Source organism: Nonomuraea sp. MG754425, assembly GCF_021699195.1.
In the GTDB taxonomy this organism is placed as follows: Bacteria; Actinomycetota; Actinomycetes; order Streptosporangiales; family Streptosporangiaceae; genus Nonomuraea.
Genome location: NZ_SSXE01000097.1, coordinates 1 through 24,752, shown reverse-complemented (window position 1 = coordinate 24,752; position 24,752 = coordinate 1). Strand labels below are relative to the sequence as shown.

The window sequence follows — 24,752 nt, the reverse complement described above, 5'->3', positions numbered from 1 at the left end:
CGTCACTCCGCCAGGACGGTCGTGAGCCGCCTCCTGTCGATCTTGCCGTTGACGTTGAGCGGCAGGTCGTCCAGGTGCACGAAGCGCGCCGGCGCCATGTAGACCGGCAGCGACTCCTTGACCAGCACCGTCAGCTCCGCCTCGCTCACCGGCCCGCCCGTGTACCCGGCCACCAGGTCGATCTCTCCGTCGTCCGAGGGCAGCGGGGTGACCACGGCGTCCACCACGTCCGGGTGCCGGCGCAGCACCGTCTCGATCTCCCCCAGCTCGATCCGGTAGCCGCGGATCTTCACCTGGTCGTCGAGCCGGCCCAGGAGCAGCAACGACCCGCCGGACCGCGTGACCAGGTCGCCGGTCCGATACCAGTGCCGGTCGGTGAGGACGTCTCCCTCCCGGAACGGCACCGCCCGCCCGCCGTCGAACGCCACGAACCGGCCCGCGTTCTGCTCCGGGTCGAGGTAGCCGGGGAAACGCTGGACGCCGCGCACGCACAACTCGCCCTCGTCCGCCGGGCGTCCCTCCCGGTCCAGGACGACCTCTTCGAGCCACGGGTGCACGGCGCCGATGGGCACCGCGCCGTTCCTGGTCCGCGGCCAGTCGGCGGGATCGGCGGGCAGGCTGTAGCGGGTGCACGTGAGGGTGACCTCCGTGGGCCCGTAGAGGTTGTGCACCGTGCTCGCGGGGGCGGCCCGCCGCCACTCGGCGGCCTGGTCGAGGGTGAGCTGCTCGCCGCCGAACAGGCTGTGGCGCAGGGTGGGCATCTGGTCCGGGGCCAGGGAGTTCAGGCGGCGGGCCAGCGACACGATCGACGGGACGGCGAAGAAGTGGGTCAGCTCCCGCGTGCGCACATAGCGGCTCGGCGCCAGCAGGTCCAGCTTGGTGGGGACGACCAGCGTCGCCCCCGATCCCCAGGCGACGAACAGGTCGAAGACCGACAGATCGAAGGTCAGGTCGAACGTCTGGGAGAGGCGGCAGCCCGGTCCGGCCTCGAAGCGGTCGATGTTCGCCGCGAGATAGGCGTCCAGGTTGCGGTGGAGGATGGGCACGCCCTTCGGCACGCCCGTGGAACCCGAGGTGAACAGCACGTAGGCGAGGTCGCCGGCACCGCCCTGCCCGCCGAGCCCGCCCTGCCCGCCCTGCCCGCCGGCGCCGGGCAGGCGGCTCAGGCTCCGGGGGCTCACGGTCACCGTGGTGGCCGGCACCCCGAGGTCCGTGTCGTCCTCACGGAGCAGCAGGTCCACGCCGGCCTGCGCGCACATGAGCCGGTTACGGGCCGCGGGGAAGGAGGGGTTGAGCGGCACCACGGCGGCGCCGGCGCGCAGCGCGGCGAGGTAGCCCGCGTAGGCGGCCAGGCTGCGGGCGGCCAGCAGGCCGACGGCCCGAGGCGGTCCTCCGTGGCGTTCGAGCAGGTGGCCGGCCAGCCGTTCGGCCAGGGCACGCAGGTCGCGATAGGTCACGCGGTGCGGGCCGACGTCAAGGGCGAGCCCGTCCGGGTTGCGCTCCGCACCGGCCACGAACCATTCGTACAACGTCACAAGGCGCTCCCCCGCGGGACGTTCTTCCCGTTATCACGTGTAGATCAGCTCATTGTCGTGACGAAGAATGCCCAGGAAGAGTTGCTGAAGCGCGGGGCCCGGTTCGAGCCCGAGTTCCTGGTTCAGCCTGGAACGGGCGCGATCGTAAATGCCGAGGGCTTCCGCGCTGTCTCCGGCGGCGTACAGGCATCGGATCAGCAGGGCATAGGATCGTTCGCGCAACGGGTGCTCGGCCACCAGTTTGCGGGCCGTGGGCACGAGTTTCCTGGCCGGGAGATAAGCGAGCTGAGTTTCCAGCAGGAATTCCTCCGCGTCGCCCTTCAGTTCGGTGAGCACCCGGAGTTGATCCTGCAGATAAAGGGACCCGCTGACGTTCATGCCCGCGGAAGGGCCACTCCAGAGCGCGAGCGCGGACTCCAGCAGGGTGGCGGCCGAGTGCAGCCGTCCGTCGTCGGCCGCCTTCCTGGCCTCGGCGCCCAGTTGGAAGAACCTGGCCACGTCCAGTTGCTCGGGCTCGACGAGTAGCTGGTAGGAGCCGCTCTCCCCGCTGCCGCGGATCGTCCGGAGGCGGCGGGCCTGGTCGGGGGCCGTCCGGCCGAGGCAGGTGCGCAGCCGTGCGGCGTACTGGCGGAGGTTGGCCTCGGCGGAGGCGGGCGGGTCGTTCCACAGCATCATCATCAGCCTGCCGCGCGATATCGGCTCTCCGCGTTGCAGCAACAATGCCGCGAGCAGCGCCCGGACGCTCGGGGAGGTTATTTCCGTGGGACTCGTCCGCCCGATGCGCAGAGGCCCAAGAAGGCGGAATGTCGTCAACTCTATTCCCCTTTTCCGCGCGTGCAAGAGAGGTGAAATATGTGATGGTCTTCCAGCGATCCGGAAGCGGGCGGTCACGCAGAAATGCCGGCCGGGCCGGCCGGGCGCACGCCCATCGCATGACGACGGCGGAGAGACAAGAGCGACGGAGGATATTTCCAGGAAAACGACAACGATGTCGATTTACTTCCCAACAGAGCGATGGTGACCGATATCCCCCGTGTTGTCAACAGCCTCACCCGTCTGTCGGACTTCCGGGAAATCACCCTGCGCGCCGAGTGACCGGGCCCGGCTCAGGCGGGTCGCCGCCGTCGGTCGGGGCTGTGACGCGACGGTGACACGGCGCGGACGGGGCGGGGACACGGCTGGCCGACAGTGGTCGGCGGGCGAGTCGCCGAGCGGGCGGCGGACGCGGGTGACGTCACGACCCGGCCGTCGGCCCGCGTACGGCGGAGCACCGCCCGCGCACAGAAAGGAAACGATCAGCATGACCGAATTCGAGGTCAACCGGCGCCGGCTGATGGGATACGCGGGCGCGGCAGCCCTGGCCGGGACGATGAGCCCGGTGCTGGGCGCCGAAAGGGGCGACGCGGCCCCCGAGCGGTCCGGACACGACCAGATCCCACCCGCCACCCGCCCCGGCGGCGCCTACGACCGGTACGTGGCGGGCCTGGCCGCACAGGACAAGTTCTCCGGTGTGGTGCTGCTGGCGCACCGGGGCCGGACCGTGCTGTCACGCAGCTACGGCTGGGCCGACAAGGAGAAGCGCATCCGCAACCACGAGGACGCCGCGTTCAACCTCTCCTCGGCGGGCGGACCGTTCCTCCCGGTGGCCGTCCTGCAGTTGCTGCAGCAGGGCAGGCTGACGCTGTCGGACCCGGTCGGCGCCCACCTGGACGGCCTCGCCGGCGACATCGCCGAGCAGGTGAGCATCCACCACCTGCTCGCCGGCACCTCCGGGATAGACGCCCCGAAGCCGGACGTGCGACGCGTCTTCAACAGCCGCGAGGAGGTGCACGAGTACAACCGGCAGTGGGCCCGGCAGGCGACGCTGGTGGCCGCCCCCGGCTCGAACGGCGCCGCCAACGCCCACACGGCCGGCGGCGGCGCCGCCAACGCCATCGCCGCGCAGATCGTCGAGGCCGTGACCGGTACGACGTTCTGGGACTACATGCACGAGCACGTCTTCGGACGCGCCGGCATGACCGGCTCCGCCTACTACACCAGGGACCAGTGGCTCGCCGACGAGCACATCGCGCACCCCTACATGCGCCAGCCCGACGGCAACCGGGTGGACGCCGTCCGCAACCTGGACAAGGACAGCCTGAGCCTGCAGGGGCCCGGCGAGAATCCGGGCCGCGGCTTCATCGGCAACGTCTTCGCCACCGCACCGGACCTGGTCCGGTTCGCGCAGGCGGTGCGCGACGCCACGGTGCTGAACCGGCCCTACGCCGGCCTGTACACCGGGGCCAACCGTCCCGGCCGCCAACCCACGTCGTTCGCCGCGTACTCGGGTGTGCTCCACATCGTCGACGGCCGCCAGTGGGTGTCCGGGCGCGGCGGCGGCAGCGGTGGCGTCAGCGCCAACTGGAACATCTACCTGGACGCCGACTGGGTCGGCGTCGTCCTCAGCAACTACGACGACCTCGAGTTCACGGAGATCCTCCGCCAGGAGCAGCAGGCCGTCACCGGCCAGGGCTGAGGCGTGGCCACCCGGCGCGGGCTCCGAGCGCCCGCGCCCCCGATCCGGCGGGCGCTCGGAGCCCGGTGCGGCTCACGGGCCACGCAGTAGGGTTGCCACCTATGTCACGTTGGCGAAGGATCGGGGCAGCGGTGGTGCTGCTGCTCTCCACCGGCTGTTCGATCTTCGGCCAGGAGGAAGCCCTCGCGGACATCGCACGGGACCAGACCTTCGCTCCGTCAGGCCCGCGTCCGGTCGCCGACGCGGGACCAGCCCCAGGAATCCTGCGGGAGTCCTGGCGCATCGACGGGCTGGGCAAGGAGAAGGACGCTCGCGAGATCAGGCTGGCGGGCGGCCAGCTCTTCGTCGCCGGCGCCGACGGCCTCGAAGCCCACGACGCGGGCACGGGCGCGAAGCGGTGGCGTTACCGCGAGCCCGGCCGCGACCTGATCGGCTACGCGGTGAGCAAGGACGCCCTGGTCATCGCCACACGGCCGAGCACCGGACAGTCGAGCACCGGACAGTCGGGCTCCACGCGGTCGGACGCCGACATCCGCCTGACCGGCCTGGCCGCGGGAACGGGCCGGCTGCTGTGGGAGCGCAGCGGCGCCGAGGCCACGCCGTTCACCGGCCGGCAGGGGCTGGCACTGGCCATCGGCGAGGGCGTCGTGCCGCTCCTGGCCGAGGCTCCCCGATCCGGGGACGACGACAAGCCGGACGAGTTCATCGCCCTCGACGCCGCCACGGGCGAGCGACGATGGCGCCGCGAGCACCGTGCGCCGGGCGGCTGCGACTACCCCCAGCGCAGGGCCACCACCGACACCGACGGCAGCGTGGTGGTGTTCGAGGAGTCCTGCAGGAGCGAGCACTACGTGTACGCGTTCGACCCCGCGACCGGCACGCCGCTCTGGTCCCGCCGCGGCACCTCCCGGCTCGGCGCGGAGACGTCCGTACGGAACGGCGCCACCCTGATCGGGCTCGGCAAGGAGACCCGCGTGATCGTCGGCCGCGACGGGCGCGACCTCGCGCGGATGGACGGCGCCGTCCAGTGCGTCACGCCCTGCTCGCTGCAGAGCATGGGAGACGACCTGGGGCTGATCCACCTCGACGGATCGAACAACCTGGTCGTCTCGCTGATCAACCGCTCCAGCGGGCAGGTCCGCACCGTGGACACCCCCGATGACGGCCTGCCCGCCGTGGGCGGTGGACGGGTGTACAGCGTCAGCCCGCACCTCGACCACGGCACGTTGCTCCCGGCCGGCCTGACCGTCCTCGACCCGGCCACCGCCGCGCTCACCACGATGCCCCTGCCGCTCAGCCTCCCGTCAGGGCGTCCGCGGTGGGCGGGCGTGACCGGAGGTCAACTGCTGGTGGCCACGACAGCCACGGAGAGCCTGGTCGCCTACGCCGCCACGCCCGCGCAGGGGCCGGTGGAACTGGGCGGCGTGCGGCCGGAGGACTGGCCGCAGGCGTGCGACCTGCTCAAGGACCTGCCGGGCAAGGTCGCCGCGCGCACCCCCACGGTGAAGGGCCCGGTCCGGGCCGGCACCCGGGAACTCGCCCGGAGCGCGTGCGGCGTGACCTACACGGTCGGGGGGATCGAAAGGGGGGCCCGCGCCGAGGTGTTGTGGGTGTCCGCGAGTCCGGCCGAGGCCGACGGCCTGCTCGACGGCGAGCCCGGCAGGTACGGCGCCGACGAGGCGCGGAAGACGGACGGCGAGAGCGTCCAGGTCCGCAAGGGCCGCCACATCGTCGAGGTGCAGGCCGACCAGCCCGACGATCTCGAACGGATCGTCGGCGGGGTGCTGAAGTCGCTGAACTGAGGGTCAGCCGAGCCGGTTGAGGCTGAAGGTCGTGACCTTGCCTTCGCTCTTCCGGGTGGCCACCCAGCCCCCGCCCGAGCCGGCGTACTCACCGGCGGGAGCGGCTTCGGCGGGGCCCTTGGCCAGGTCGTACACGCGGATGTAGCAGTTGCGGTAGCAGTCGTCGGGGAACACCAGGAGCCGGTCGCCGGTGAATCTGGTCCGCACGCCTGCCCAGGTCTTCACCGGCTCGTCGTCGCTCCAGCGCGCCCTGCCCGACGACAGGTCGTAGAGGGTGAGCGTCCCCTTCTCCTTGACCAGCGCCGTCTCGCCGTCGCCGGCCAGGATCGTGCCCGGGGTCCGGCCGGTCCATCGGACCCGGCCGGTCACCAGGTCGAGGACGAGCGGGTTGCCGCTCTCATCGACGCCGAACAGGCCGCGGCCGTCGTCCGAGACGTCCGGCAGGGCGGAGCGGCACCCGTACTCCCCCTCGGGGTCGCCGAGCCGGACGCGGGCCGTCCACTTCTTCGCGCCGGTCCGGGTGTTCAGGGCGGCCAGGTCCAGCCGGCACTTCTCCTTGAACGTCTTGACCTGCTGCTTCTCACTGCTCATGACCAGGACCCCGGAGCTGAGGAAGGTGGGGCCGGAGACCCGGTCCTGGCCGGCGGGGAAGAGCAGTTCCCCGCCGAACCGCTCCTTCTCCACGCGTACGCCGAGCCGCTGGCCCGACCCGGCGTCCAGGGTCATCAGCCAGTGCTTGCCCCGGTAGCCCTTCGGCCGGGTGGTCATGGTGAGCACGTCACCGGCGGAGCCGGTCACGGTGGCCACGTGTTCGGCGGGCACCGTCCAGCGGGCCTGGCCCGTGTGCGGATCGCGGGCGGACAGCCGGCAGTCGTCGGGCCGTTCGGTCTGCTCCCCGCGGCATACCGGCGTGTAGACCATGTCGCCGACCACCGACTCGTACGGCGACGTGGTGGCCTTCCACCGGGTCTTGCCGTTCGCGGGGTCGATGCCCAGGACGGTTTTGGGAGGCGGCCAGGCGTGCTTCCCGCTCTGCCGGTACGTGGCGATCACCACGCCGTCGGCGACCGCCACGCTCACCGGCGAGGGAAACGTCCGCTGCCACGCCTCCTTGCCCTGGTCGGTGATCCCGCGCACCTGGCTGCCCGTGGACAGCAGGAACCGGTCGCCCGCGGCGAGGAGTTGCGCGCGGCTCCACCGGTCCTGCCCGTCGCCGGTCAACTCGATCGACCAGTCGGGCGTGGTCACGGGCGGGGCCGTGGGCGAGGCGGACGGAGTTCCCGGGACGATCGTGACCACCGGCGGGCTGGGCGCCGTCACCAGCGTGTCCGGGTCGGCGCTGCAGGCCGTCGCGAGCAGCGCGAGGATCCCACCCGCTGGTACCAGTCGTGACCGTCGGTGCACTCCCCGCCTCCTCCGATTTCGAGAAACCCTACCGACATATCACCCGAACCGGCGGTCCCTCTGGCTCCGGGGCTGATATCCGGTGGCCTGCCCGCCCGCTGACGACGCAAGATGAGGCGCATGACTCTGGCCACGCCCATGCTGCACACCGCTCGCCTGCGACTGCGCCCCTTCGCCGACGCCGACGCGGACGCCCTCTACGCGCTGCACAGCAGCACCTACGTGATGCGTTTCTGGGACTCCCCGCCGTGGACCGAACGGGCCCGCGCCGAGCGCTTCCTGATGATGTGCCGGAAGATGGCGGACGAGGGCACCGGGGCGCGGGTGGCCATCGACCGTGTTTCCGACGGGGCCTTCGTCGGCTGGTGCGGTCTGACCGGATGGAACCCGGACTACCGCAGTGCGTCCCTGGGCTACTGCCTCGATGAGGCGATGTGGGGCCACGGCTTCGCGACGGAGGCCGCGCACGCGTTGCTGCGGTGGGCGTTCGACACCCTGGACCTGAATCGTGTGCAGGCCGAGGCCGACACGCGCAACATGGCATCTGCCCGGGTTCTGGAGAAGATCGGATTCGTCCGCGAAGGGACGCTGCGGGAGGACTGCATCGTCAACGGCGAGGTGTCCGACTCGTGGGTGTTCGGCTTGCTCAGGCGAGAGTGGCCGCCGTCGGCCGTGCCGCTTCCAGCCTGCTGAGAGCACCACCTCAGCGCGTCAGGACCGCCGAGCGCGCATCACTCGGCGCGCCGCCGGACCGCTCGCCGGCGCGCCGGTTCGGCCGCGCCGGATTCCCTGTCCTCCATGTCGATAATGCCTGAAATATCGGGATACCTGCAAATTTTACCTATATGACCAGGTGAAGGCGCATAAAGTACCCCTTGACACTTCTAGGCGGACTCGTTCATGATTCCTCACCATGGAAGCCGACTTCCGTCAGACAGAAGGACCCCAAGGCGCCGGCGCTTCCGGCGTCCGCGCGGTCACCCGCGCGCTGGGGCTGCTGTCCGCCCTGGGCGGTCAGGGCCGCACGCTCACCGAGATGGCCGCCGCCGTCGACGTGAGCCTGAGCACGGCCTCCCGCCTGCTGGCCACGCTGAAGATGGCCGGCTACGTCGACCAGAGCCCCGACGGGCTGTGGGGTCCGGGAGCGGCGCTGACCGCGCTGCTCCACCGCACCGACCGCTGGGCCGGCGTGCGGCCGGTGGCCGGCCAGGCCGTACGGGCGCTACGCGACGACCTCGACGAGACGGTCGGCTTCTTCGTCCTGGTCGGCGCCGAGCGGCTGTGCCTGGAGTCCGCCGAGTGCGGGCGGCCCGTGCGGCGCGTGGTCACGCCAGGTGAGCGCGGCCCCGCCTTCCTGGGCGCGGCGGGCAAGGCGCTGCTGGCCTTCTGCGAGGACCGTCCCGACGACCTGGGCCTGCCCGGCGGGACGTTCACGACCGCGACGGGCACCACGCGCACCCGCGAGGAACTGCGCGCGGAACTGGCCGAGATCGCGGCCAAGGGCTCGGCGTTCAGCTCCTTGGAGACGACGCAGGAGTCCTGGTCGGTGGCGGTTCCCGTGCGGATCGCCGGCCGGGTGGCCGGCGCCCTGGCGACGGTCGTCCCCGCCACCCGGACCGAACCGGGCTACATCGCATTCATCACCCAACGGACGGTCGCGGCGGCACGGGGGATCTCCTGATGTCCCGCGACCCACGAGAGGAAGCCGTGAGCAATCCGTCACCCCTGCCCGCCGCCGAGATCGACCGGATCAGGGATCTGCTGTCGCAGGTCGCCTACCTCCTCGACGCCCACGACTACGACGCCATGGGGACGGTCTTCGCGCAGGACGTGCGATTCGAGAACCCGGGGCGGCTGGTCGCGCACGGCCTCGACGAGCTCATCGCGTCCTTCAAGAAGATCACCGACCCGGCGGTCAGCCACCACGTCACCAACGTGCTGGTGACGCCGGTGGACGAGCGGAGCGCCGAGTGCGTCTGCAAGGCCCTGACCCTGCGCGGCAACGGGGTGCTGGCGGCCGCCGAATACCGTGACACCGTCCGCCTGGAGGCCGGCGGCTGGCGGATCGGCTCACGAACCATCCGCCCGCTGGGCTGAGCGCGGATCGTCATGAACGACCCTCAGGTCTTCGACGCCATCGTCATCGGCACCGGGCACAGCGGGCTGGTCAGCGCCCACTATCTGGCGCGGGCGGGCTGGTCGGTGCTCATGCTGGAGCGGCGCGACATGGTCGGCGGCACGTGCGTGACCGAGGAGATCTTCCCCGGCTACCGGGGCAGCAGCGTCGCCAACTCCAGCCACAGCCTGGACCCCAGGATCGTCGCCGACATGGAGTTGGAACGTTTCGGGCTGCGCTTCACCCGGCCCGAGCTGGGCTCGCTGACCATGTTCGACGACGGCCGGGCGCTGGCGCCCTGGCCTGACAGGGAGCGCCGCCGGGCGGAGATCGCCAGGTTCGCCCACGGCCCCGCCGACAACGCCGGCTTCTACGAGCTGCTGGAGTTCTTCGCCTCGGTGGCCCGCACGATGGACGTCTCCTTCTACGACCCGCCACCCAGCCTGGCCACCGTCGCCGCCCGCTTCCGCACGCCGTCGCAGCAGCAGGCGTTCGAGGCGGTCATGTTCGGCAGCGTCGCCGACATCATCGAGCGCCACCTCAGCTCGCCCGAACTGCGGGCGTTCTTCGCCGGTACGGCCGTCGCCACGAACTTCGTCGGCCCCCGCACCCCCGGCTCGGGTTACCTGCTGCTGCAGCGCCCCCTGTGGGAGCAGTCCATGAAGCGGATGGGCACCCACGACGAGAACGACCTGATGATGAAGAACGCCGCCCCGCTGGGCGGCATCGGCGCCATCACCGAGGCCATGGCCGAGTCGTGCAGGGCGCGCGGCGTGCGGATCCTGACCGGCGTCGAGGTGGCCAAGATCCTGGTGGCGGACGGCCGGGCCACCGGGGTCGCCCTGTCCGACGGGCGCGAGTTCCGCAGCCGGCGGGTGCTGTCCAACGCCAACCCCAAGCTGACCCTCACCCGCCTGCTCACCCCGGACGAGCTCGGGCCCGACCTCCACGCCCTGGCCGGGCGCATCAACATGAAGGGCTCCTCGGCCAAGGTGCACCTGGCGCTGAAGGGCACCCCGCGCTTCGCCGCCGCGACGTCGGAGGAGGAGAACCGGCTGTTCCTGGCCACCAACTTCCGCGTCGCGCCCAGCATCGACGTGCTGCAGAACGCCTACAACGAGGCCGTGATGGGCCGGTGGACCGAACGCCCCACCATCTCGGGGATCATCTCCTCGGCCCTGGACCCGTCGCTGACCCCGCCCGGCTGCCACTTCGTCAGCCTGAGCGTCCGCGGCATCCCGTACCACCTGGCCACGGGCACGTGGGACGAGCAGCGGGACGACCTGGGCAAGGCCGTCATCGCCACGCTGGAGGAGCACGTGCCGAACCTGTCGGACGTCCTGCACGACTTCCACGTCTACACCCCGCTCGACCTGGAGCGGGAGTTCGCGCTGGCCGAAGGCAACGGCGCGCACGGCGACATCGTGCCCGGACAGATCTTCGACTCCCGGCCGATGCCGGGCTGCGCCGACCACCGCACCCCGGTGCGGGGGCTCTACCTGTGCGGCGTGGGCACCTGGCCAGGCAACTTCATGAGCGGCGTCACGGGCTACAACGCCTCCCAGCGCATGCTGGCCGACGCCGCCGACACGGTCAACACGGTCAACTGACAAGGAGTTCGCAGTGCTCATCGGTCGTGGCGTCCCGGGAGATCGTTCCTCGGGTCTGCGCTCGGAGACCACCACCGGAACGGTGTGGTCGGACATCGTGCTGGCCGAAGGCCAGACGCGCGCCATCAACATCTTCTTCTCGCCCTGCTCCCGCACGCACTGGCACACCCACGAGGGCGGCCAACTGCTCTACACGGTGGCGGGCGAGGGCTGGATCCGCGAACGCGGCCAGGAACGCGTCACCGTGGGCCCCGGTGACGTGGTGTGGACCGAGCCGGGCGTCGAGCACTGGCACGGCGCCACGGACAAGGGCATGCTCACCCAGTTCATCGTCCACTTCGGCGCCGTCGACTGGCGCGGCGAGGTCGGCGATGAGGACTACCTGGCCGGATAGCGCCGGCCAGCACGAATGGATCTCCCATGTCTATGACAACCGCCCTGCGCCGCCCCCGCACCTCCCTGATCGCCGCCGCCACCGCGCTGGCCTGCGGTCTCACGCTCGCCGGCTGCGGCTCGGACGGCGGCGCGGGCGGCGGCGACACCCTGTGGTACTCCGGCTTCGGCGGCACCTATGAGCTGTCGGTGAAGAAGGCGCTGTTCGACCCGTACGCCGCCGAGGCGGGCGTCGAGGTCAAGATCGACAAGAACGGCTCGAACGTCACCCAGCTCAACGAGATCATCAAGTCGGGACGGCAGAGCCCCGACGTCGTGGACACCGAGACCGCGACCCTGGCCCAGTTCATGTCGAAGCAGATGCTCCAGCCGCTGGACAAGAGCAAGCTGAACGTCACCGACGTGGCCGACCAGTCGCTGATCAACGAGTTCAGCGTCCCGTGGTACCAGTTCTCCCGCAACCTCTACTGGAACACCAAGTCCTTCCCCAACGGCGGCCCCACCACCTGGGCCGAGGTCTGGGACGTCAGCAAGTTCCCGGGCAAGCGGTCCTTCCCCGACCGGCCCATCGGCACGCTGGAGGTGGCGCTGCTGGCCTCGGGCGTGCCGAAGGACAAGCTGTACCCGCTCGACGTGGACCGCGCCTTCCAGTGGCTCGACAAGATCAAGGCCGACTCGATCTTCATCAACCAGGCCGACACCGCCATCGGCCAGGGCAACGTCGTCACCGGTCTCTACACCCTCGGCCGGCTGCTCGACCTGCAGAAGGGCGGCGCCGCCATCGACTACAACTGGGCCGGCGCGCCCGTCAGCGTCCAGTCGCTGACGATCTCCAAGAACGCCGCCAACCCGGCCAAGGCGCTGGAGGTGATCCAGCGCTCGCTGTCGGCCGAGTCGCAGCAGGCGATCCTCGACTCCCTGCGCTACACCCCGACGGTCACCTCCGTCCTGGACAAGCTCACCCCTGAACAGCGCGCCGACCTGCCCGGCACCGAGGAGACCAACAAGGACTCCTTCTACGTCGACGGCACCTGGTGGGCCCAGCACTACGACGAGGTCGTCAAGCGGTGGCAGAGCTGGCTCAACGCGTAATGGCGCGGCGCACGGACTCCGCGCGGCCGAAGGGGTGGGGAGCGCTCGCCCTGCCCGCGGTGCTGTTCATCACCGTCGTCTACGTCCTCCCGCTGGGGATGCTCCTGCTGCGGAGCGTCGTGAACGAGGAGGAGCCGGGCCTCGGCGCCTACACCAGGCTGCTGGCGGACCCCGGCTTCCTCACCGTGCTGCGGAACACCGCGCTGCTGTCGCTGCTGTCGGCGGTCCTGTGCGTGCTCATCGGGTTCCCGATCGCGCTCACGATCGCCCGCTCCAGGGGCGTCTTCCGCGCGTTCCTGTTCATCTGCGTGGTGACGCCGTACCTGACCTCGGTGCTGATCCGGGTGTTCGCGATCCAGGTGCTGCTGGGCGCCGAGGGCATCGTCAACAACCTGCTGACGGCCGTCGGCCTGGACCGCGCCGACCTGCTGTTCAACTCCTTCGCCGTGATCGTCGGACTGGTGCATTCGGAGATCCCGATCGTGGTGCTGGTCCTGGTGCCGATCATCGAGAAGGTGGACCCCAGCAGGATGCTCGCCGCGCGCAGCCTGGGCGCGGGACCGGCCGAGGCGTTCGTGCGGGTCTTCCTGCCGGCCACCCGGCCGGGGCTGCAGGTGGCGTTCGTGCTGGCCCTGGTCTACAGCGCGGGCAGCTTCGCGGTGCCGGAACTCCTCGGCGGCAACGCCGCCGGCATGGCGGGCTCCTTCGTCTACGGCGCGATCAGCCAGGAGGGCGACACCGCCTCCGGCGCCGCCGCGTCGGTGCTGCTGAGCGTCGCCGTCATGGCCGTGCTCGTCCTGTTCACGCTGCTGACCCGGCAGAAGATCCAGAACGTGGTGGCCCCGCAGCTCATGAGCACCGCCGCGGTCGAGACCCCCGAGCGGGAGCGCGCCCGCCGCCGCGGCTCGCGCCGCCACACCCGCCGCAGCGTGAGCGGCCTGGCCGCGCGGCTGCTCGACCGCTCGCGGATCAGCTACCTGCCCGGCATCGTCCCGGCGATCGCGACCGTGCTGGCGCTCCTGGTGCTGCTGCCGCAACTACTGGCCATCCCGATCTCCTTCGCGGGCACCAGAGCCCTGGTCTTCCCGCCGAACTCCTACTCCACGCAGTGGTGGGCCAACATGTTCACCGGGAGCTGGCTGCGCCCGCTGGGGGTGAGCGTCCTGGTCGGCGTGGTCAGCTCCGTCTGCGCGACCGCGCTGGGCGTCCTGGCCGCCATCGGCGTCGGGCGGGCCGGGTCCAGGGCGGTGCGCGCCCTGTCGCTGCCGTACCTGCTGCTGCCGCTGCTGTTCCCGGTGGTGGTGGCGGCCGGCGCGTTCTTCATCTCCTTCCTGCGGGTCGGGCTCATCGACACCCAGGCGGGCTTCGTCCTGGCGCACATCGCGATCACGCTGCCGCAGGCGTTCATCATCGGGTACGCCGGCGTGCAGGCGATCAACCCCGACTACGAGCACGCGGCGGCGAGCCTGGGCGCCTCGCGGCTGCGTACGCTGCGGCGGATCCTGCTGCCGCTGCTGGGCGGGCAGGTGCTGGCCGCGCTGTTCCTGACCTTCGTGACGTCCTTCGACGAGTCCACCATCGCGATCTTCCTGTCCGGCATCAACGTGCAGACGCTGCCCAGCCGGATCTTCGAGGCGCTGGCGCTGCAGACCGACCCCACCGTCGGCGTCACCGCCGTGCTGTTCATGGCGTTCGTCAGCGTCGGGGCCATCGCCTGGCAGGTGCTCAAACGGCTCAGACGCCGTACGGCCCAGCGAACCGAGACAGAAAGGGGGCAGGCGGCATGAGCGAGTTCAGCCTGTCGATGCGCGAGGTGAGCAAGGAGTACGGCGGCCTGCGCGTGCTCGACGTACCCGAACTGGACGTCAGGCAGGGTGAGTTCTTCTCGCTGCTGGGCCCGTCCGGCTCGGGCAAGACCACCGGCCTGCGGCTGGTGGCCGGCTTCGAGGCGCCCACGGCCGGCCGCGTCATCATCAACGGCAGGGACATGGCGCGGGTGAGCGCCGACAAGCGCAACATCGGGGTCGTCTTCCAGAACTACGCGCTCTTCCCGCACATGACGGTCGCCGAGAACGTCGCGTTCCCGCTGCAGATGCGCTCGCTGTCCGGCCAGGACATCGAGCGGCGCGTCGCCGAGGCGCTGGAGCAGGTCGACCTCGGCCCCTTCCGCGACCGCAACGCCGCCACCCTGTCCGGCGGACAGCAGCAGCGGGTCGCCATCGCCAGGGCGATCGTCTACGAACCCGACCTGCTGCTCATGGACGAGCCGCTGGGCGCGCTGGACCGGCGCCTGCGCGCGCGGCTGCAGGGCGAGCTGCGCGGGCTGCACCACCGGCTGGGCGTGTCCATCGTGTACGTCACCCACGACCAGGACGAGGCCATGGCCCTGTCCGACCGGGTGGCGATCATGAACGGCGGGCGCATCGTCCAGCAGGGCGCCCCCAAGGAGCTCTACGACACGCCGGCCAGCCTGTTCGTCTCGAACTTCCTGGGCGACAACAACGCGCTGCCGGCCGCCATCACCGGGCCCGGCAGCGCCCGCCTGGAGGCGGGCGCGACGATGCCGGTCCCGCGGACGGGCGCGAGCGCCGGCGCCGCCGCCGACCTGACGATCAGGCCCGAGCGGCTGCGCCTGACGGCGGACGGGGTGCGGGACGACGGGCCCGGCTTCGACGGCGTCATCGCCGACGTGGTGGCCCTGGGGGCGATGACCCAGTACAGCGTGCGGATCGACGGGGTGGGCACGCTGTGGGCCAGCGTGCAGAACAGCGCGCACGCCTTCTCCGGCGTCCCCGGCGACCGGGTCGGGGTCCGCTGGGAGCTCGACGACGTCCACGTCTTCCCCCGCCCTGACAGCCCGTCGCCGGCGGACGAGACGGCGAAGGCCACCGCCGATGCGTGAGCCGGCGGACGCCTTGCGCCCCGCGTCCTGCGACCTGCTGCTCGAACCCGAGGGGTACACCCCTTACGACGGGTTCCGCCTCCCGCTGGAGTGGAGCAAGCGGCGGGCCGCCGAACTGCTGGACGCCGTGGACCCCGACCGGCGTACCGACGTGCTGCTGGTGGACCCGTGGAACATCGTCTACTACACCGGCCTGTGGGCGCTGACCACCGAGCGCCTGCTGGCCGTCGTGCTCCCGGCCGACGGCGGCGCCCCCGTCTGGTTCTACCCCTACCTGGACCAGGAGCTGGTCACGACCTGGTGGTACGGGGACGGCGAATCCTACTTCGACGTGCCCGACTCGCCGCACGGCTCACCGCGGGACGGCGTGGCGGTGGCCGGGCCCGGCGTGCGGACCTGGCAGTGGCTGGTCGACCACCTGGCCAGGCGCGGCCATCTGGGCCGCCTGGCCAGCGACACCGTGCTGCCCGAGGCGGCGCTGCGCGTCCACGGCGCGCCGCCGCCCGTACCGGTGGAGCAGGTGTGCCTGCGCCGGCGGATGCGCAAGACGCCCGAGGAACTGGCGCTGGCCACCCGCGCCTACCGCTACTTCGACGACGTGCACGCCTGGGCGCGCGACCGCCTGCTCCAGCGCGAACCCGGCCTGACCGACTCCAGGCTCAGGCTGCAGATGACCGACTGGATCACCGAGCGCATCATGACCGAGCACGGCCCCGGCCGCGCCCCGCACACCGCCGTCGGCATCAACGTCGACCTCGGCTGGGTCCGCGCGGGCGCGGTGACGGGCTATCCGCACCCGAACCAGGCCCGCTACGCGGTCATCGAGGACAGCCGGACCATCCAGGTCTCCGGGATCATCCAGGTCGGCGGCTGCGGCGGCGAACTCTACCGCCCGTACCTGCTGGGCGCCCCGACCCCGGCCGAGGCCGCCCTGTGGACGGTGACGCGCGACACCTGCCTGCTGCTCAAGGACGCGCTGCGGGCCGGACGCACCGGAGGGGAGGTCGCGCAGGACGTCCACCGCTTCCAGATCGCGGCGGGCGTGCAGCGTTACGTCGCCACCCGGCCCTCACACGGGCAGGGCATGGAGGGCCACCAGCCGCCCTACATCTCCCTGGGCGAGACGACCGTGCTGGAGCCGGGCATGTGCTTCTCGGTCGAACCCGGCCTGTACGACCCGGCGGGCGGTTTCGGCGTCAACTTCTCCGACACCTTCGTCGTGCAGCCCGACGGCCCCGCCCGGCAGCTCTCACGGCTGCCGTGGAGCGAGGAATGGTGCTGGCTGGACCGGCGATGACCCCCGACACCACGAACCCAGACACCACGAACCCCGGCGCGACAGACCCGGACGCGACAGACCCGGACGCGACGGACCTCGACCCGACGGACCTCGACCCGACGGACCTCGACGCCCCGCGGACCCGGCAGTGGCTGGCCGCCCGGGAGGCGGAGCTGGAGACCTACCTCGCCCGCCCGGACGTGCGCCCCCTGCGCGCGCGGGCCGAGCGCGCGCTCACCGCGGCCGTGGGACGCGGCGCGCTCGGCGCCCCCCAGGTGCGCGGACGGTGGATCTTCACCGCCGACCGCCTGCCGGGCGCCGAGCACCGCGTCGTCGTCCGCCGCTCGACGACCGGCGGCCACGTCCAGGAGCACCTGACCCGGGTGGTGCTCGACCCGTCCCGGCACACCCAGGACGGGACCCAGGACGGGGCCCCGGCCGCCGTGGACTGGTTCCACCCCAGCCCGGACGGCTCGCTGCTGGCCTTCGGCCTGTCGCACAGCGGCTCGGAGCAGTCGCTCGCCTCCGTCCTGGACCTGCGCACCGGCCAGGTGCTGCCGGACCGCCTGACCGGCGTCCGGCACGCCAGCCTGGCCTGGCTGCCCGGCGGCGACGGCTTCTACTACAGCCACTACCCCGGCAACCGGCACTACGGCCGGGAGATCCGGCTGCACCTGCTCGGGACCCCGCAGCACGAGGACCCGCTGACGTGGGCGGCCTGCGACCCGGACGGCCTGGACTGGCCCGACGTGGAACTGTCCCCCGACGGCCGCCTGCTCCTGGTCCACGTCTCGGCCGGCTGGTCCGGCACCGAGGCGCACCTGCTCGACCCGCGCACCGGCGAGCGGACCCCGCTGGTCGCCGCCGCCGACGGCAAGAGCCGCCTGCACTTCACCGAGTCGGGCGCCGTCATCGGCGTCACCAGCGTCGGCGCCCCGTGCGGACAGGTGGTGCGGGCCGATCCCGGGCGCGGATGGCAGGTGCTCGTCCCCGAGAGCGACCTCGTCCTCGACGACGTCTCGGTCAGCGACGACACGCTGTTCGTGACCGGCGAACGCGACATGAGCTCCCACATCGGCTTCCTGGACCTGCGCGCGGACCAGCCCATGCGGCTGGCCCCGCTGCCCGGCCCCGGCCACGTCGCCGCCCTCCTCCCGACTCCCGGGCAGTCCGTCATGCGCAACCGGGTGGTGCGGCACCTGTCCCCCACCACGGCGGTCTTCTCCTGGTCCACCCCGGCGCGCAGCCCCTACCTGGCCGCCTGGGACGTCACGCGCGGGCGGGTGTACGACCTGGCCGCCTGGGAGCGGGACGAGCCGCCGATCACCGTACGCCGCTCCCACGCCGGCGCCGGCGACGGCCGGGAGATCCCGATGCTCGTCCTGGAGCCCCCCGACGTGCCGCCCGGCACCCCGCTGCCGACCCTGCTGCACGCCTACGGCGGCTTCGGCCTGTCGAGCACGGCGGCCTACTCCGAACTCGCCCGCGCCTGGGTGGACCTGGGGCATCGCTACGTCATCGCCGGGATACGCGGCGGCAGGGAACGCGGCGACGCCTGGCACCGGGAAGGCATCGGGCCGGGACGGCAGCGCGTCTTCGACGACCTGTACGACGTCGCCGGCGCGCTGATCGCCGGCGGCGCCTGCGACCCGGGCACGCTGGCGCTGTGGGGCAGCTCCAACGGCGGACTGCTGGCCTGCGCCGCCGTCGTCCAGCGGCCCTCCCTGTTCGCGGCGGTGCACGCCGCGGTGCCGATGACCGACATGCTCACCTACCACCGCCACTCCATCGCCCGGCTGTGGATGTCGGACTTCGGCGACCCCGACGACCCGGCCGACCGTGAGTGGATCGCGGCCTACTCGCCGCTGCACAACGTCCCGGAGCGGGCCCGCTTCCCCGCCGTCCTGGTCACGACCGGGCTGCACGACAGCCGCGTGCACCCGATGCACGCGATCGCGTTCGTCCGGGCCCTGCGCGCGGCCCGCGCGGAGCCCGACCGCCCGATCCTGCTCGGCACCGACCGGGACGGCGGCCACGGCGTCGACAAGCCCAGCGGACGCTACGTGCACGAGCGCGCGACCGCCTTCGCCCTCTTCCTGGACGCCTTCGACCGACACAGGAGAACCAGAACATGACCCAGAAGGACGATCTGCTCATCGGCGGCCAGGCGCACCCGGCCGAGGGCGGGCGGCGCTTCGCCGTGCACGACCCGGCCACCGGCGAGGTGCTGGCCGAGGTCGCCGACGCCACCCGCCAGGACGTCCTGGCCGCGGTGTCGGCCGCGCACGCCGCGCTGCCCGGCTGGTCGGGCACCCCGTCGTGGCGGCGCTACGAGCTGCTGCGGGACGGCGCCGACGCGCTGCGCCGCCGGGTGCCCGAACTGGCCGAGCTGATCACGGCCGAGACCGGCAAGCCGGCCAGGGAGGCGCTCGGCGAGGCGGCCAACACGGTCCGCTTCTTCGAGTGGTTCAGCCACGAGACGCTGCGCCTGCCCGGCCAGGACTGGCCGGAGATCACCCCCACCCGCGACGCGGTCGTCGTGGCCGAGCCGGTGGGCGTCGTGGCGGCGATCACCCCGTGGAACTTCCCGGCGTTCATGGTGGCCTGCAAGGTGGGCGCGGCCCTGGCCGCCGGCTGCGCGGTCGTGCTCAAGCCGGCCGAGCAGACGCCGCTGACCGCGCTGTTCATCGCGCGGGTGCTGCACGAGGCGGGGCTCCCGCCCGGCGTGCTCAACGTGGTGCCCACCAGCGACCCCGCCACGGCCGGCGAGGTCTTCCTGCGCGATGAGCGGGTGGACTGCGTGAGCTTCACCGGCTCGCGGGCCGTCGGCGAACTGCTCATGCGCGGCGCCGCCGCCTCGATCAAGCGCGTGCTGCTCGAACTGGGCGGCAACGCCCCCGTCGTCGTCCTGGAGGACGCCGACGTCGCCGCCACCGCCCGGCAGCTCGTCCAGGCCCGCTACCTCAACGCCGGCCAGGCGTGCGTGGCCGCCAACCGCGTCTACGCGGTGGCCGACGTCGCCGAGGCGCTGCTGGCCGAACTGCGCACCGCCGTACGGGCGCTCACCACGGGCCAGCCGCGCGAGGAGACGACCGACCTCGGGCCGCTCATCGACCTGGAGTCCGTCGAGCGCGTCGAGCGGCAGATCGACACGGCCGTCTCCCAGGGCGCCGAACTGGTCACCGGGGGCCGGCGCCTGACGGAGAACGCGGTCAGCGCCTTCGTGGACCCCGCCGTCCTCGCCGCGCCCGCCGCGCGCGAACCCGCTGTCTTCGGCGAGGAGATCTTCGGCCCGGTGCTGGCCGTCGTGACCTGCCGGGACGAGGCCGAGGCCGTCGAGCGGGCCAACCGCACCGAGTACGGCCTGGCCGCCTACGTCTTCACCGGCGACCGCGACCGCGGGATGCGCGTCGCCCGGCGGCTCAGGGCCGGCTCGGTCGGCGTCAACAGCGCCCTGACCAGCGAGCCGCAGCTCCCCTTCGGCGGCATGAAGGCCAGCGGGCTCGGCCGCGAGCGGGGCCGCGCGGGCGTGGAGGAGTTCCTGGAGCTGAAGACCATCCAGGTGGCCCGATGAAACCCGACATCTCACCGCAATTCAGAGGAGAACTCAGCATGACCGCACCCGCCGACACCTGCGTGGTGAACGCCCGCGTGCTCACGATGGACCGTGACGGCACGATCGCCCGCGCGTTCGCCGTCCGCGACGGGCGCTTCACCGCGGTGGGCACGGACCAGGAGATCCTCGCCGCGGCCGGCGAGCACACCCGCATCCTGGACGCCGGCGGAGCGGCCGTGGTGCCCGGCCTCATCGACGCCCACTCCCACCTGGAGATGCTCGCCTACGCCTGGGAGGTCGCCGTGGACGTGCGCTCGACCCGGGTCGGGTCGGTGCGCGACATCGTCGCGGTGCTCAAGGAGGCCGCCCGCGAGGTGCCGGACGCGGAGTGGATCCTCGGCCAGGGCGAGCACTACCAGCACCTGAAGCTGGCCGAGGGCGTCTACCCCGACCGCCACGACCTCGACCAGGTCAGCACCACGCACCCGGTCATCTACCGGGCCAGCTACCACATCAACGTCTTCAACTCCCTGGCGCTGGAGATGCTGGGCGTGGACGACGACACCCCCGACGCGCCCGGCGGGCGGATCGAACGTGACGACGCCGGAGTGGCGACGGGCCGCACCTACGACATGTTCGCGCCGCTCAACGGCCCGCAGGCGCCGGTCGGCGTGCTCGCCGCCGCCATGCGCAAGACCGAACTGCGCTACTCGGCCGTCGGCGTCACCGCCGTGGGCGACATCCAGTTGCACACCCACGCCCTGGCCGCGCTCATCCAGAACGCCTCCGACGGCGACCTGCGCCTGCGCGCCGTCGCCTACCCCAAACTCCCCACCGTGCTGAGCAGGGACGACGTCCGCTCAGGCGCGCTCAAGGAGCGCTTCGCCGGCCTCGACCGCGACCGCCTGGCCCTGGGCGGCGTCAAGATCTTCCTGGACGGCGGCCTCACCGCGGGCGCGGCGGCGCTGCACGAGGACTACCCCCAGCGGCCCGGCTACCGGGGCGAACTGGCCTACACCGACGAGGAGGTCTGCCACCTGGTCGCGCTCGCCGACGAGCACGGGCTCCAGATCGCCATGCACGCCATCGGCGACCGCGCGCTCGACCAGGCCATCGCCGCCGTCGAGGCGCTGCCCGCGCACCGGCGCGGCGCGATCAGGCACCGCATCGAGCACGCGGGCAACATGTTCATGACCGACAAGCGGATCAAGCGGATGTCGCAGGCGCGGATCGTCCCGGTCCCGCAGCCGGCGTTCCTGCTCACCACCGCCGTCGGATACGTCGATCACCTCGGCACCGAGCGCATCGGCACGGTCATGCCGTTCCGCACGCTGATCGACTCCGGGCTGCCGGTGCCGGGCAACTCCGACGCGATCGGGATCACCGCCCAGCAGCACAACCCGTTCCCCGCCATGCGGGCGGCGGTGGAGCGGCGCGCCGCCGGCGGGGAACTGCTGGACGAGCAGGAGGCGGTCACCGCCGAGGAGGCGCTGCGCATGTACACGACGTGGGCCGCCCACTCCATCGGCATGGAGGACGTGATCGGCTCGATCGAGACAGGCAAGGCCGCCGACTTCGTGCTGCTCACCGCCGATCCGACGGCGGTGTCCGTCACCGAACTGGGCCACATCGAACCCACCGCGACCTGGGTGAACGGCAAGGAGATCTACCTCAGCCCCCGCCCGTGAACGTGGGTCAGGGGATCAGGTCGATCTCCAGGTCGGGCCGCAGCGACGTCAGCGGGTACGGGTTCGAGGTGACCACGGGCAGCGAGCGCCGGCCGGCGGCCTGCACGATCGTCGCGGCCGTCACCCCGAGTTCGGCCGCGTACGGGCCGGCCTCGCGCAGGACCTCCGCGACCGCCGGCGCGCTGCCCGGGGTGAGCTCGTCCACCACGCAGATCTCCATGGCCAGCAGCGCCTCCACCACGGGCGCCGCCTTGCCGGGGAGCTGGGCGAGCGCCACCGTCAGCGCGGCGGCCGTGGTGACGACGGGCACGACGTAACCGTGGTGCTCGGTCCGCGAGAAGATCACCGCGTCCACGTACGGAGAACTGCGACTGCCCCAGGCGATCAGCGCGCTGGAGTCCAGGACCCTGCCGATCACGCGATCAGGCGGCGTGGGCGCGGCGGGCGGCGAACTCCTCGTCGCGCCTGCGGGCCAGGTCGAGCATCGCCTGGTCCGGCGTGCCGATGATGTCGAGCAGCGCGGCGAGGTCCTGGGCGCGGGTCTCGTCGGGGTAGACGCGTTCCCGCCGCGTCTCGGGGGTGTCGTGCTCGGGGGTCATACGCGTGAGGATACCCAGCGTGGCGCCGGGCCGCTAGCCGACGGGGATCTGGAAGGCGAGCAGCCCCATGCCGAGGGCGTCGACGACGCGGGGGCCGGGGCCGTGGTGGGCGAGGTAGGCCACGGTGGCGTCGGCCGGCACCGGCCGGTCCAGCCGCAGCACCAGGCCACGGCCGCGTTGCCAGCGTACGGACTCCACCGTGGCGCCCGGCACCTGGAAGTCGGCGGCGGCGCCGTCCTCGACGGTCAGCGGGCGGGCGGGTGCGCGCAGGGTCACCACCAGCTCGTCCGGGTGGTCGTCGATCCGGTGCGCCGAACGGGGGTCCGGCGGCGCCACCGTCGGGGCGCCAGGACGGTACAGGTCGTCCAGGAGCATGGCCGCGTTGTGCTCACCGAAGGTGCGGTAGCCGTCGACGTAGTGGAAGTGGCAGCCTTCGTGACCGTTGAGGCCGGTCGTCGACAGCACCCGCAGGTTGCCGATCGTGTCCGGCAGGCGCCGCTGGGCCTCCCGCAGCGCCACCGCGGACGCCTGGTCGCAAGGGGAACTGCGGACCTGGTGGACGTAGACCGGCAGGTCGGCGCCGTAGTCGCCGCGCCAGTCCGCGACCAGCTCGGTGAACCCGGCGACGTGGACGTCGGCCCTGTCGCGGTCGGCCTCACCCTGGTACCAGAGCATGGCGTCGATGGCGTCCGGACCTGCCAGGCCGGCCCGGGTGAGCCGGTTCAGCAGCATCCCGTAGCTGGTCGAACCGTCGGTGGGTTCGGCGTCGTTGCGGGCGAAGTAGCCGATCGCCCTGCCGCCACGGGCCCCGTTGACGACGGCGATCGGGATGCCGAGGCGGGCCGACATCAACTGTCCCATCCGGACCGCCCACTGGCCGATCGCCGCGGCCCGCTGGATGTTGTCGCCCATGGCGTAGGTCCAGCCGCCGATGGCGGCGGCCAGCCGCGAGTTGTTGTTGTTGGACGTGCCGAAGGTGCGTACCCACCGGGACCGGTCCGCCTCCGACGACGTCGAGTTCGCCTGCTGACCCGCCTGCGCGTTCGACTGGCCCTGCACGACGAAGACGTCACCGGCGACGACGTCGACCGCGCGGGCGATGCGCCGGCTGCCGCCGTCGGCGGTGCGGGCGAGGAGTTCCAGGTCGGTCGAGGTCAGCGCCACGGGCAGCGGGACCGTGAACGAGAACCCCGGCGCCGCCGGTGACACGGCGGCCCGCTGGGTCGTCCGCCTGCCGTCGCGGGTGGTCCGCAGCTCGACCGCGGTGACGTCCGGGTCGAGCGCCACCCCGCTGACCGGCACCGGCACGCTGGTGACGGTACGGCCAGGACGGGGGACGACCTGCCGCGAGATCGGGGCGGCGTCGATGCGGGCCAGCGCGGGCCGGGCGTAGAAGGTGAGCCGCCGGGCGGTGTAGTCGCCGGCGTTCTGGGCGGAGGTCCAGTCGGGGTTCTCGCCCGGGGCGACGCCGATGCCGAGGTCCATCGTCTGCGGGCCCGGGGTGGTGAAGGCGTTGACGGCCAGCACCGGGGTCGCGGTGGCGGAGTCCGCGGCGCGCGGGCCGCGGGCGTCGGCGGCGTCGGCGAACGCGTGCACCTGGAACGAGCCGTACCCGTTCGCCCACAGGACCGCGTCGTCGGCGTCGCGGGCGGTGTCGGAGGCGCCCGGGATCTGCCGCGAACCCGTCCCGTCGTACTGGTTGGGCCACATCTCGACCCAGCCGGAGCCGCCGTCGAGCCGCTGGACGCCGGGCACGTTGGAGGCCACGGTCAGGTCGTCCACGAACTGGTGCCGCGCCTGCTCCATGCGGGTCGGCAGGCCCACGTCGCCGGGGTCGCCGCTCAGCGCCTCCATCGACGTCCACACCCAGCTCGTGCCCGCGTCGGTGGTGAGCTCCAGGCAGTAGCCGACCCGGTCGAACCCGCCGGCGACGGCGGCGGTGTCATCGAGCGCGTACGGAGGAGTGGTGTCCCGCCAGTTCGCGGCGGTGGGCAGGTCGAGCGCCCGCACCGGCCGATAATCGGCGGCCTCGGCGTCGCAGGACGTCGACCAGACGCCGGCGGCGGCTGGTGCGGCGGCGGCCGGTGCGGCGGCGGCTGGTGCGGCGGCGGCCGGTGCGGCGGCGGCCGGTGCGGCGGCGGCTGGTGCGGCGGCGGTCAGGGTGACGGTGACGGTGGCGAATGCGAGGGCGGCGCATCCGCCGGCTAACAGGCGGGTGGTGAGCCGGCGTCGGGGCATGGGCACTCCTCCGTGGGGTGGCG

The 24,752-nt window shown here is 72.3% G+C and carries 20 protein-coding genes; 14 read left to right on the top strand and 6 right to left on the bottom strand.

Annotation, left to right across the window (positions count from 1 at the left end; all coding sequences use genetic code 11):
* Positions 1 to 2: 2 nt before the first annotated feature.
* On the bottom strand, positions 3 to 1,535 hold the full coding sequence (locus tag FAF44_RS29815; protein WP_237106626.1) for an amino acid adenylation domain-containing protein: 1,533 nt from the start codon (positions 1,533 to 1,535) through the stop codon (positions 3 to 5).
* Between the two features lie 33 nt (positions 1,536 to 1,568).
* Entirely contained in the window at positions 1,569 to 2,426 is an 858-nt protein-coding gene (locus tag FAF44_RS29810) for an AfsR/SARP family transcriptional regulator (RefSeq protein ID WP_237106625.1), read from the bottom strand.
* A 409-nt stretch (positions 2,427 to 2,835) separates the two neighbouring features.
* Between FAF44_RS29810 and FAF44_RS29805 the strand changes: the two genes are divergently transcribed.
* Positions 2,836 to 4,050, top strand: coding sequence for a serine hydrolase (locus FAF44_RS29805; protein WP_237106624.1), 1,215 nt, complete (start codon positions 2,836 to 2,838; stop codon positions 4,048 to 4,050).
* 101 nt (positions 4,051 to 4,151) lie between these two features.
* Complete coding sequence (locus FAF44_RS29800) at positions 4,152 to 5,852, top strand: PQQ-binding-like beta-propeller repeat protein (protein WP_237106623.1); 1,701 nt, start codon at positions 4,152 to 4,154, stop codon at positions 5,850 to 5,852.
* Between the two features lie 3 nt (positions 5,853 to 5,855).
* Here the strand turns inward: FAF44_RS29800 and FAF44_RS29795 are convergent, their stop codons facing one another.
* Positions 5,856 to 7,256 carry a PQQ-binding-like beta-propeller repeat protein gene (locus tag FAF44_RS29795; RefSeq protein ID WP_237106622.1) on the bottom strand — a complete coding sequence of 467 codons (1,401 nt, stop codon included), beginning with the start codon at positions 7,254 to 7,256 and terminating at the stop codon, positions 5,856 to 5,858.
* 120 nt (positions 7,257 to 7,376) lie between these two features.
* On the opposite strand from FAF44_RS29795, the gene FAF44_RS29790 reads away from it, so the two are divergent.
* The 12 genes from FAF44_RS29790 to FAF44_RS29735 all read left to right on the top strand — a co-directional run bounded on the left by FAF44_RS29790 (position 7,377) and on the right by FAF44_RS29735 (position 21,892).
* Complete coding sequence (locus FAF44_RS29790; protein ID WP_237106621.1) at positions 7,377 to 7,949, top strand: GNAT family N-acetyltransferase; 573 nt, start codon at positions 7,377 to 7,379, stop codon at positions 7,947 to 7,949.
* A gap of 220 nt (positions 7,950 to 8,169) precedes the next feature.
* Positions 8,170 to 8,937 carry an IclR family transcriptional regulator gene (locus tag FAF44_RS29785; RefSeq protein ID WP_237106620.1) on the top strand — a complete coding sequence of 256 codons (768 nt, stop codon included), beginning with the start codon at positions 8,170 to 8,172 and terminating at the stop codon, positions 8,935 to 8,937.
* Positions 8,938 to 8,963: 26 nt separating this feature from the next.
* Entirely contained in the window at positions 8,964 to 9,353 is a 390-nt protein-coding gene (locus tag FAF44_RS29780; protein ID WP_237106619.1) for a nuclear transport factor 2 family protein, read from the top strand.
* Positions 9,354 to 9,365: 12 nt separating this feature from the next.
* Positions 9,366 to 10,982: an NAD(P)/FAD-dependent oxidoreductase gene (locus FAF44_RS29775; protein ID WP_237106618.1), complete on the top strand. Its 1,617-nt coding sequence runs from the start codon at positions 9,366 to 9,368 to the stop codon at positions 10,980 to 10,982.
* A 13-nt stretch (positions 10,983 to 10,995) separates the two neighbouring features.
* Positions 10,996 to 11,376: a cupin domain-containing protein gene (locus FAF44_RS29770; RefSeq protein ID WP_237106617.1), complete on the top strand. Its 381-nt coding sequence runs from the start codon at positions 10,996 to 10,998 to the stop codon at positions 11,374 to 11,376.
* 26 nt (positions 11,377 to 11,402) lie between these two features.
* Positions 11,403 to 12,467: an extracellular solute-binding protein gene (locus tag FAF44_RS29765; RefSeq protein WP_237106616.1), complete on the top strand. Its 1,065-nt coding sequence runs from the start codon at positions 11,403 to 11,405 to the stop codon at positions 12,465 to 12,467.
* Positions 12,467 to 14,254, top strand: a complete 1,788-nt coding sequence (locus FAF44_RS29760; RefSeq protein ID WP_237106615.1) for an ABC transporter permease subunit — start codon at positions 12,467 to 12,469, stop codon at positions 14,252 to 14,254. The genes FAF44_RS29765 and FAF44_RS29760 overlap by 1 nt, the downstream gene beginning before the upstream one ends.
* Positions 14,251 to 15,369, top strand: coding sequence for an ABC transporter ATP-binding protein (locus tag FAF44_RS29755; protein WP_237106614.1), 1,119 nt, complete (start codon positions 14,251 to 14,253; stop codon positions 15,367 to 15,369). Before FAF44_RS29760 ends, FAF44_RS29755 begins: the two co-directional genes overlap by 4 nt.
* Complete coding sequence (locus FAF44_RS29750) at positions 15,362 to 16,666, top strand: Xaa-Pro peptidase family protein (RefSeq protein WP_237106613.1); 1,305 nt, start codon at positions 15,362 to 15,364, stop codon at positions 16,664 to 16,666. The genes FAF44_RS29755 and FAF44_RS29750 overlap by 8 nt, the downstream gene beginning before the upstream one ends.
* Positions 16,642 to 18,783 carry a prolyl oligopeptidase family serine peptidase gene (locus FAF44_RS29745; protein ID WP_237106612.1) on the top strand — a complete coding sequence of 714 codons (2,142 nt, stop codon included), beginning with the start codon at positions 16,642 to 16,644 and terminating at the stop codon, positions 18,781 to 18,783. The genes FAF44_RS29750 and FAF44_RS29745 overlap by 25 nt, the downstream gene beginning before the upstream one ends.
* Positions 18,780 to 20,222, top strand: a complete 1,443-nt coding sequence (locus tag FAF44_RS29740) for an aldehyde dehydrogenase (RefSeq protein ID WP_237106611.1) — start codon at positions 18,780 to 18,782, stop codon at positions 20,220 to 20,222. Before FAF44_RS29745 ends, FAF44_RS29740 begins: the two co-directional genes overlap by 4 nt.
* Before the next feature lie 38 nt (positions 20,223 to 20,260).
* Positions 20,261 to 21,892, top strand: a complete 1,632-nt coding sequence (locus tag FAF44_RS29735; protein WP_237106610.1) for an amidohydrolase — start codon at positions 20,261 to 20,263, stop codon at positions 21,890 to 21,892.
* A 7-nt stretch (positions 21,893 to 21,899) separates the two neighbouring features.
* On the opposite strand, the gene FAF44_RS29730 is transcribed toward FAF44_RS29735, so the two are convergent.
* From FAF44_RS29730 to FAF44_RS29720, 3 genes are read right to left on the bottom strand one after another with little or no spacing between them, the layout of a single operon-like run.
* Entirely contained in the window at positions 21,900 to 22,310 is a 411-nt protein-coding gene (locus tag FAF44_RS29730; protein ID WP_237106609.1) for a PIN domain-containing protein, read from the bottom strand.
* A 4-nt stretch (positions 22,311 to 22,314) separates the two neighbouring features.
* Positions 22,315 to 22,491: a hypothetical protein gene (locus FAF44_RS29725; protein ID WP_237106608.1), complete on the bottom strand. Its 177-nt coding sequence runs from the start codon at positions 22,489 to 22,491 to the stop codon at positions 22,315 to 22,317.
* A 33-nt stretch (positions 22,492 to 22,524) separates the two neighbouring features.
* On the bottom strand, positions 22,525 to 24,729 hold the full coding sequence (locus tag FAF44_RS29720; RefSeq protein ID WP_272895194.1) for a sialate O-acetylesterase: 2,205 nt from the start codon (positions 24,727 to 24,729) through the stop codon (positions 22,525 to 22,527).
* Positions 24,730 to 24,752: the final 23 nt, after the last annotated feature.

What these genes read in the sequence shown, in the direction of transcription:
- FAF44_RS29805 (WP_237106624.1), top strand. Translation starts at nt 2,836, where the DNA reads ATGACCGAATTCGAGGTCAACCGGCGCCGGCTGATGGGATACGCGGGC.
- FAF44_RS29800 (WP_237106623.1), top strand. Translation starts at nt 4,152, where the DNA reads ATGTCACGTTGGCGAAGGATCGGGGCAGCGGTGGTGCTGCTGCTCTCC.
- FAF44_RS29790 (WP_237106621.1), top strand. Translation starts at nt 7,377, where the DNA reads ATGACTCTGGCCACGCCCATGCTGCACACCGCTCGCCTGCGACTGCGC.
- FAF44_RS29785 (WP_237106620.1), top strand. Translation starts at nt 8,170, where the DNA reads ATGGAAGCCGACTTCCGTCAGACAGAAGGACCCCAAGGCGCCGGCGCT.
- FAF44_RS29775 (WP_237106618.1), top strand. Translation starts at nt 9,366, where the DNA reads ATGAACGACCCTCAGGTCTTCGACGCCATCGTCATCGGCACCGGGCAC.
- FAF44_RS29765 (WP_237106616.1), top strand. Translation starts at nt 11,403, where the DNA reads ATGTCTATGACAACCGCCCTGCGCCGCCCCCGCACCTCCCTGATCGCC.
- FAF44_RS29760 (WP_237106615.1), top strand. Translation starts at nt 12,467, where the DNA reads ATGGCGCGGCGCACGGACTCCGCGCGGCCGAAGGGGTGGGGAGCGCTC.
- FAF44_RS29755 (WP_237106614.1), top strand. Translation starts at nt 14,251, where the DNA reads ATGAGCGAGTTCAGCCTGTCGATGCGCGAGGTGAGCAAGGAGTACGGC.
- FAF44_RS29750 (WP_237106613.1), top strand. Translation starts at nt 15,362, where the DNA reads ATGCGTGAGCCGGCGGACGCCTTGCGCCCCGCGTCCTGCGACCTGCTG.
- FAF44_RS29745 (WP_237106612.1), top strand. Translation starts at nt 16,642, where the DNA reads ATGGTGCTGGCTGGACCGGCGATGACCCCCGACACCACGAACCCAGAC.
- FAF44_RS29740 (WP_237106611.1), top strand. Translation starts at nt 18,780, where the DNA reads ATGACCCAGAAGGACGATCTGCTCATCGGCGGCCAGGCGCACCCGGCC.
- FAF44_RS29735 (WP_237106610.1), top strand. Translation starts at nt 20,261, where the DNA reads ATGACCGCACCCGCCGACACCTGCGTGGTGAACGCCCGCGTGCTCACG.
- FAF44_RS29725 (WP_237106608.1), bottom strand. Translation starts at nt 22,491, where the DNA reads ATGACCCCCGAGCACGACACCCCCGAGACGCGGCGGGAACGCGTCTAC.
- FAF44_RS29720 (WP_272895194.1), bottom strand. Translation starts at nt 24,729, where the DNA reads ATGCCCCGACGCCGGCTCACCACCCGCCTGTTAGCCGGCGGATGCGCC.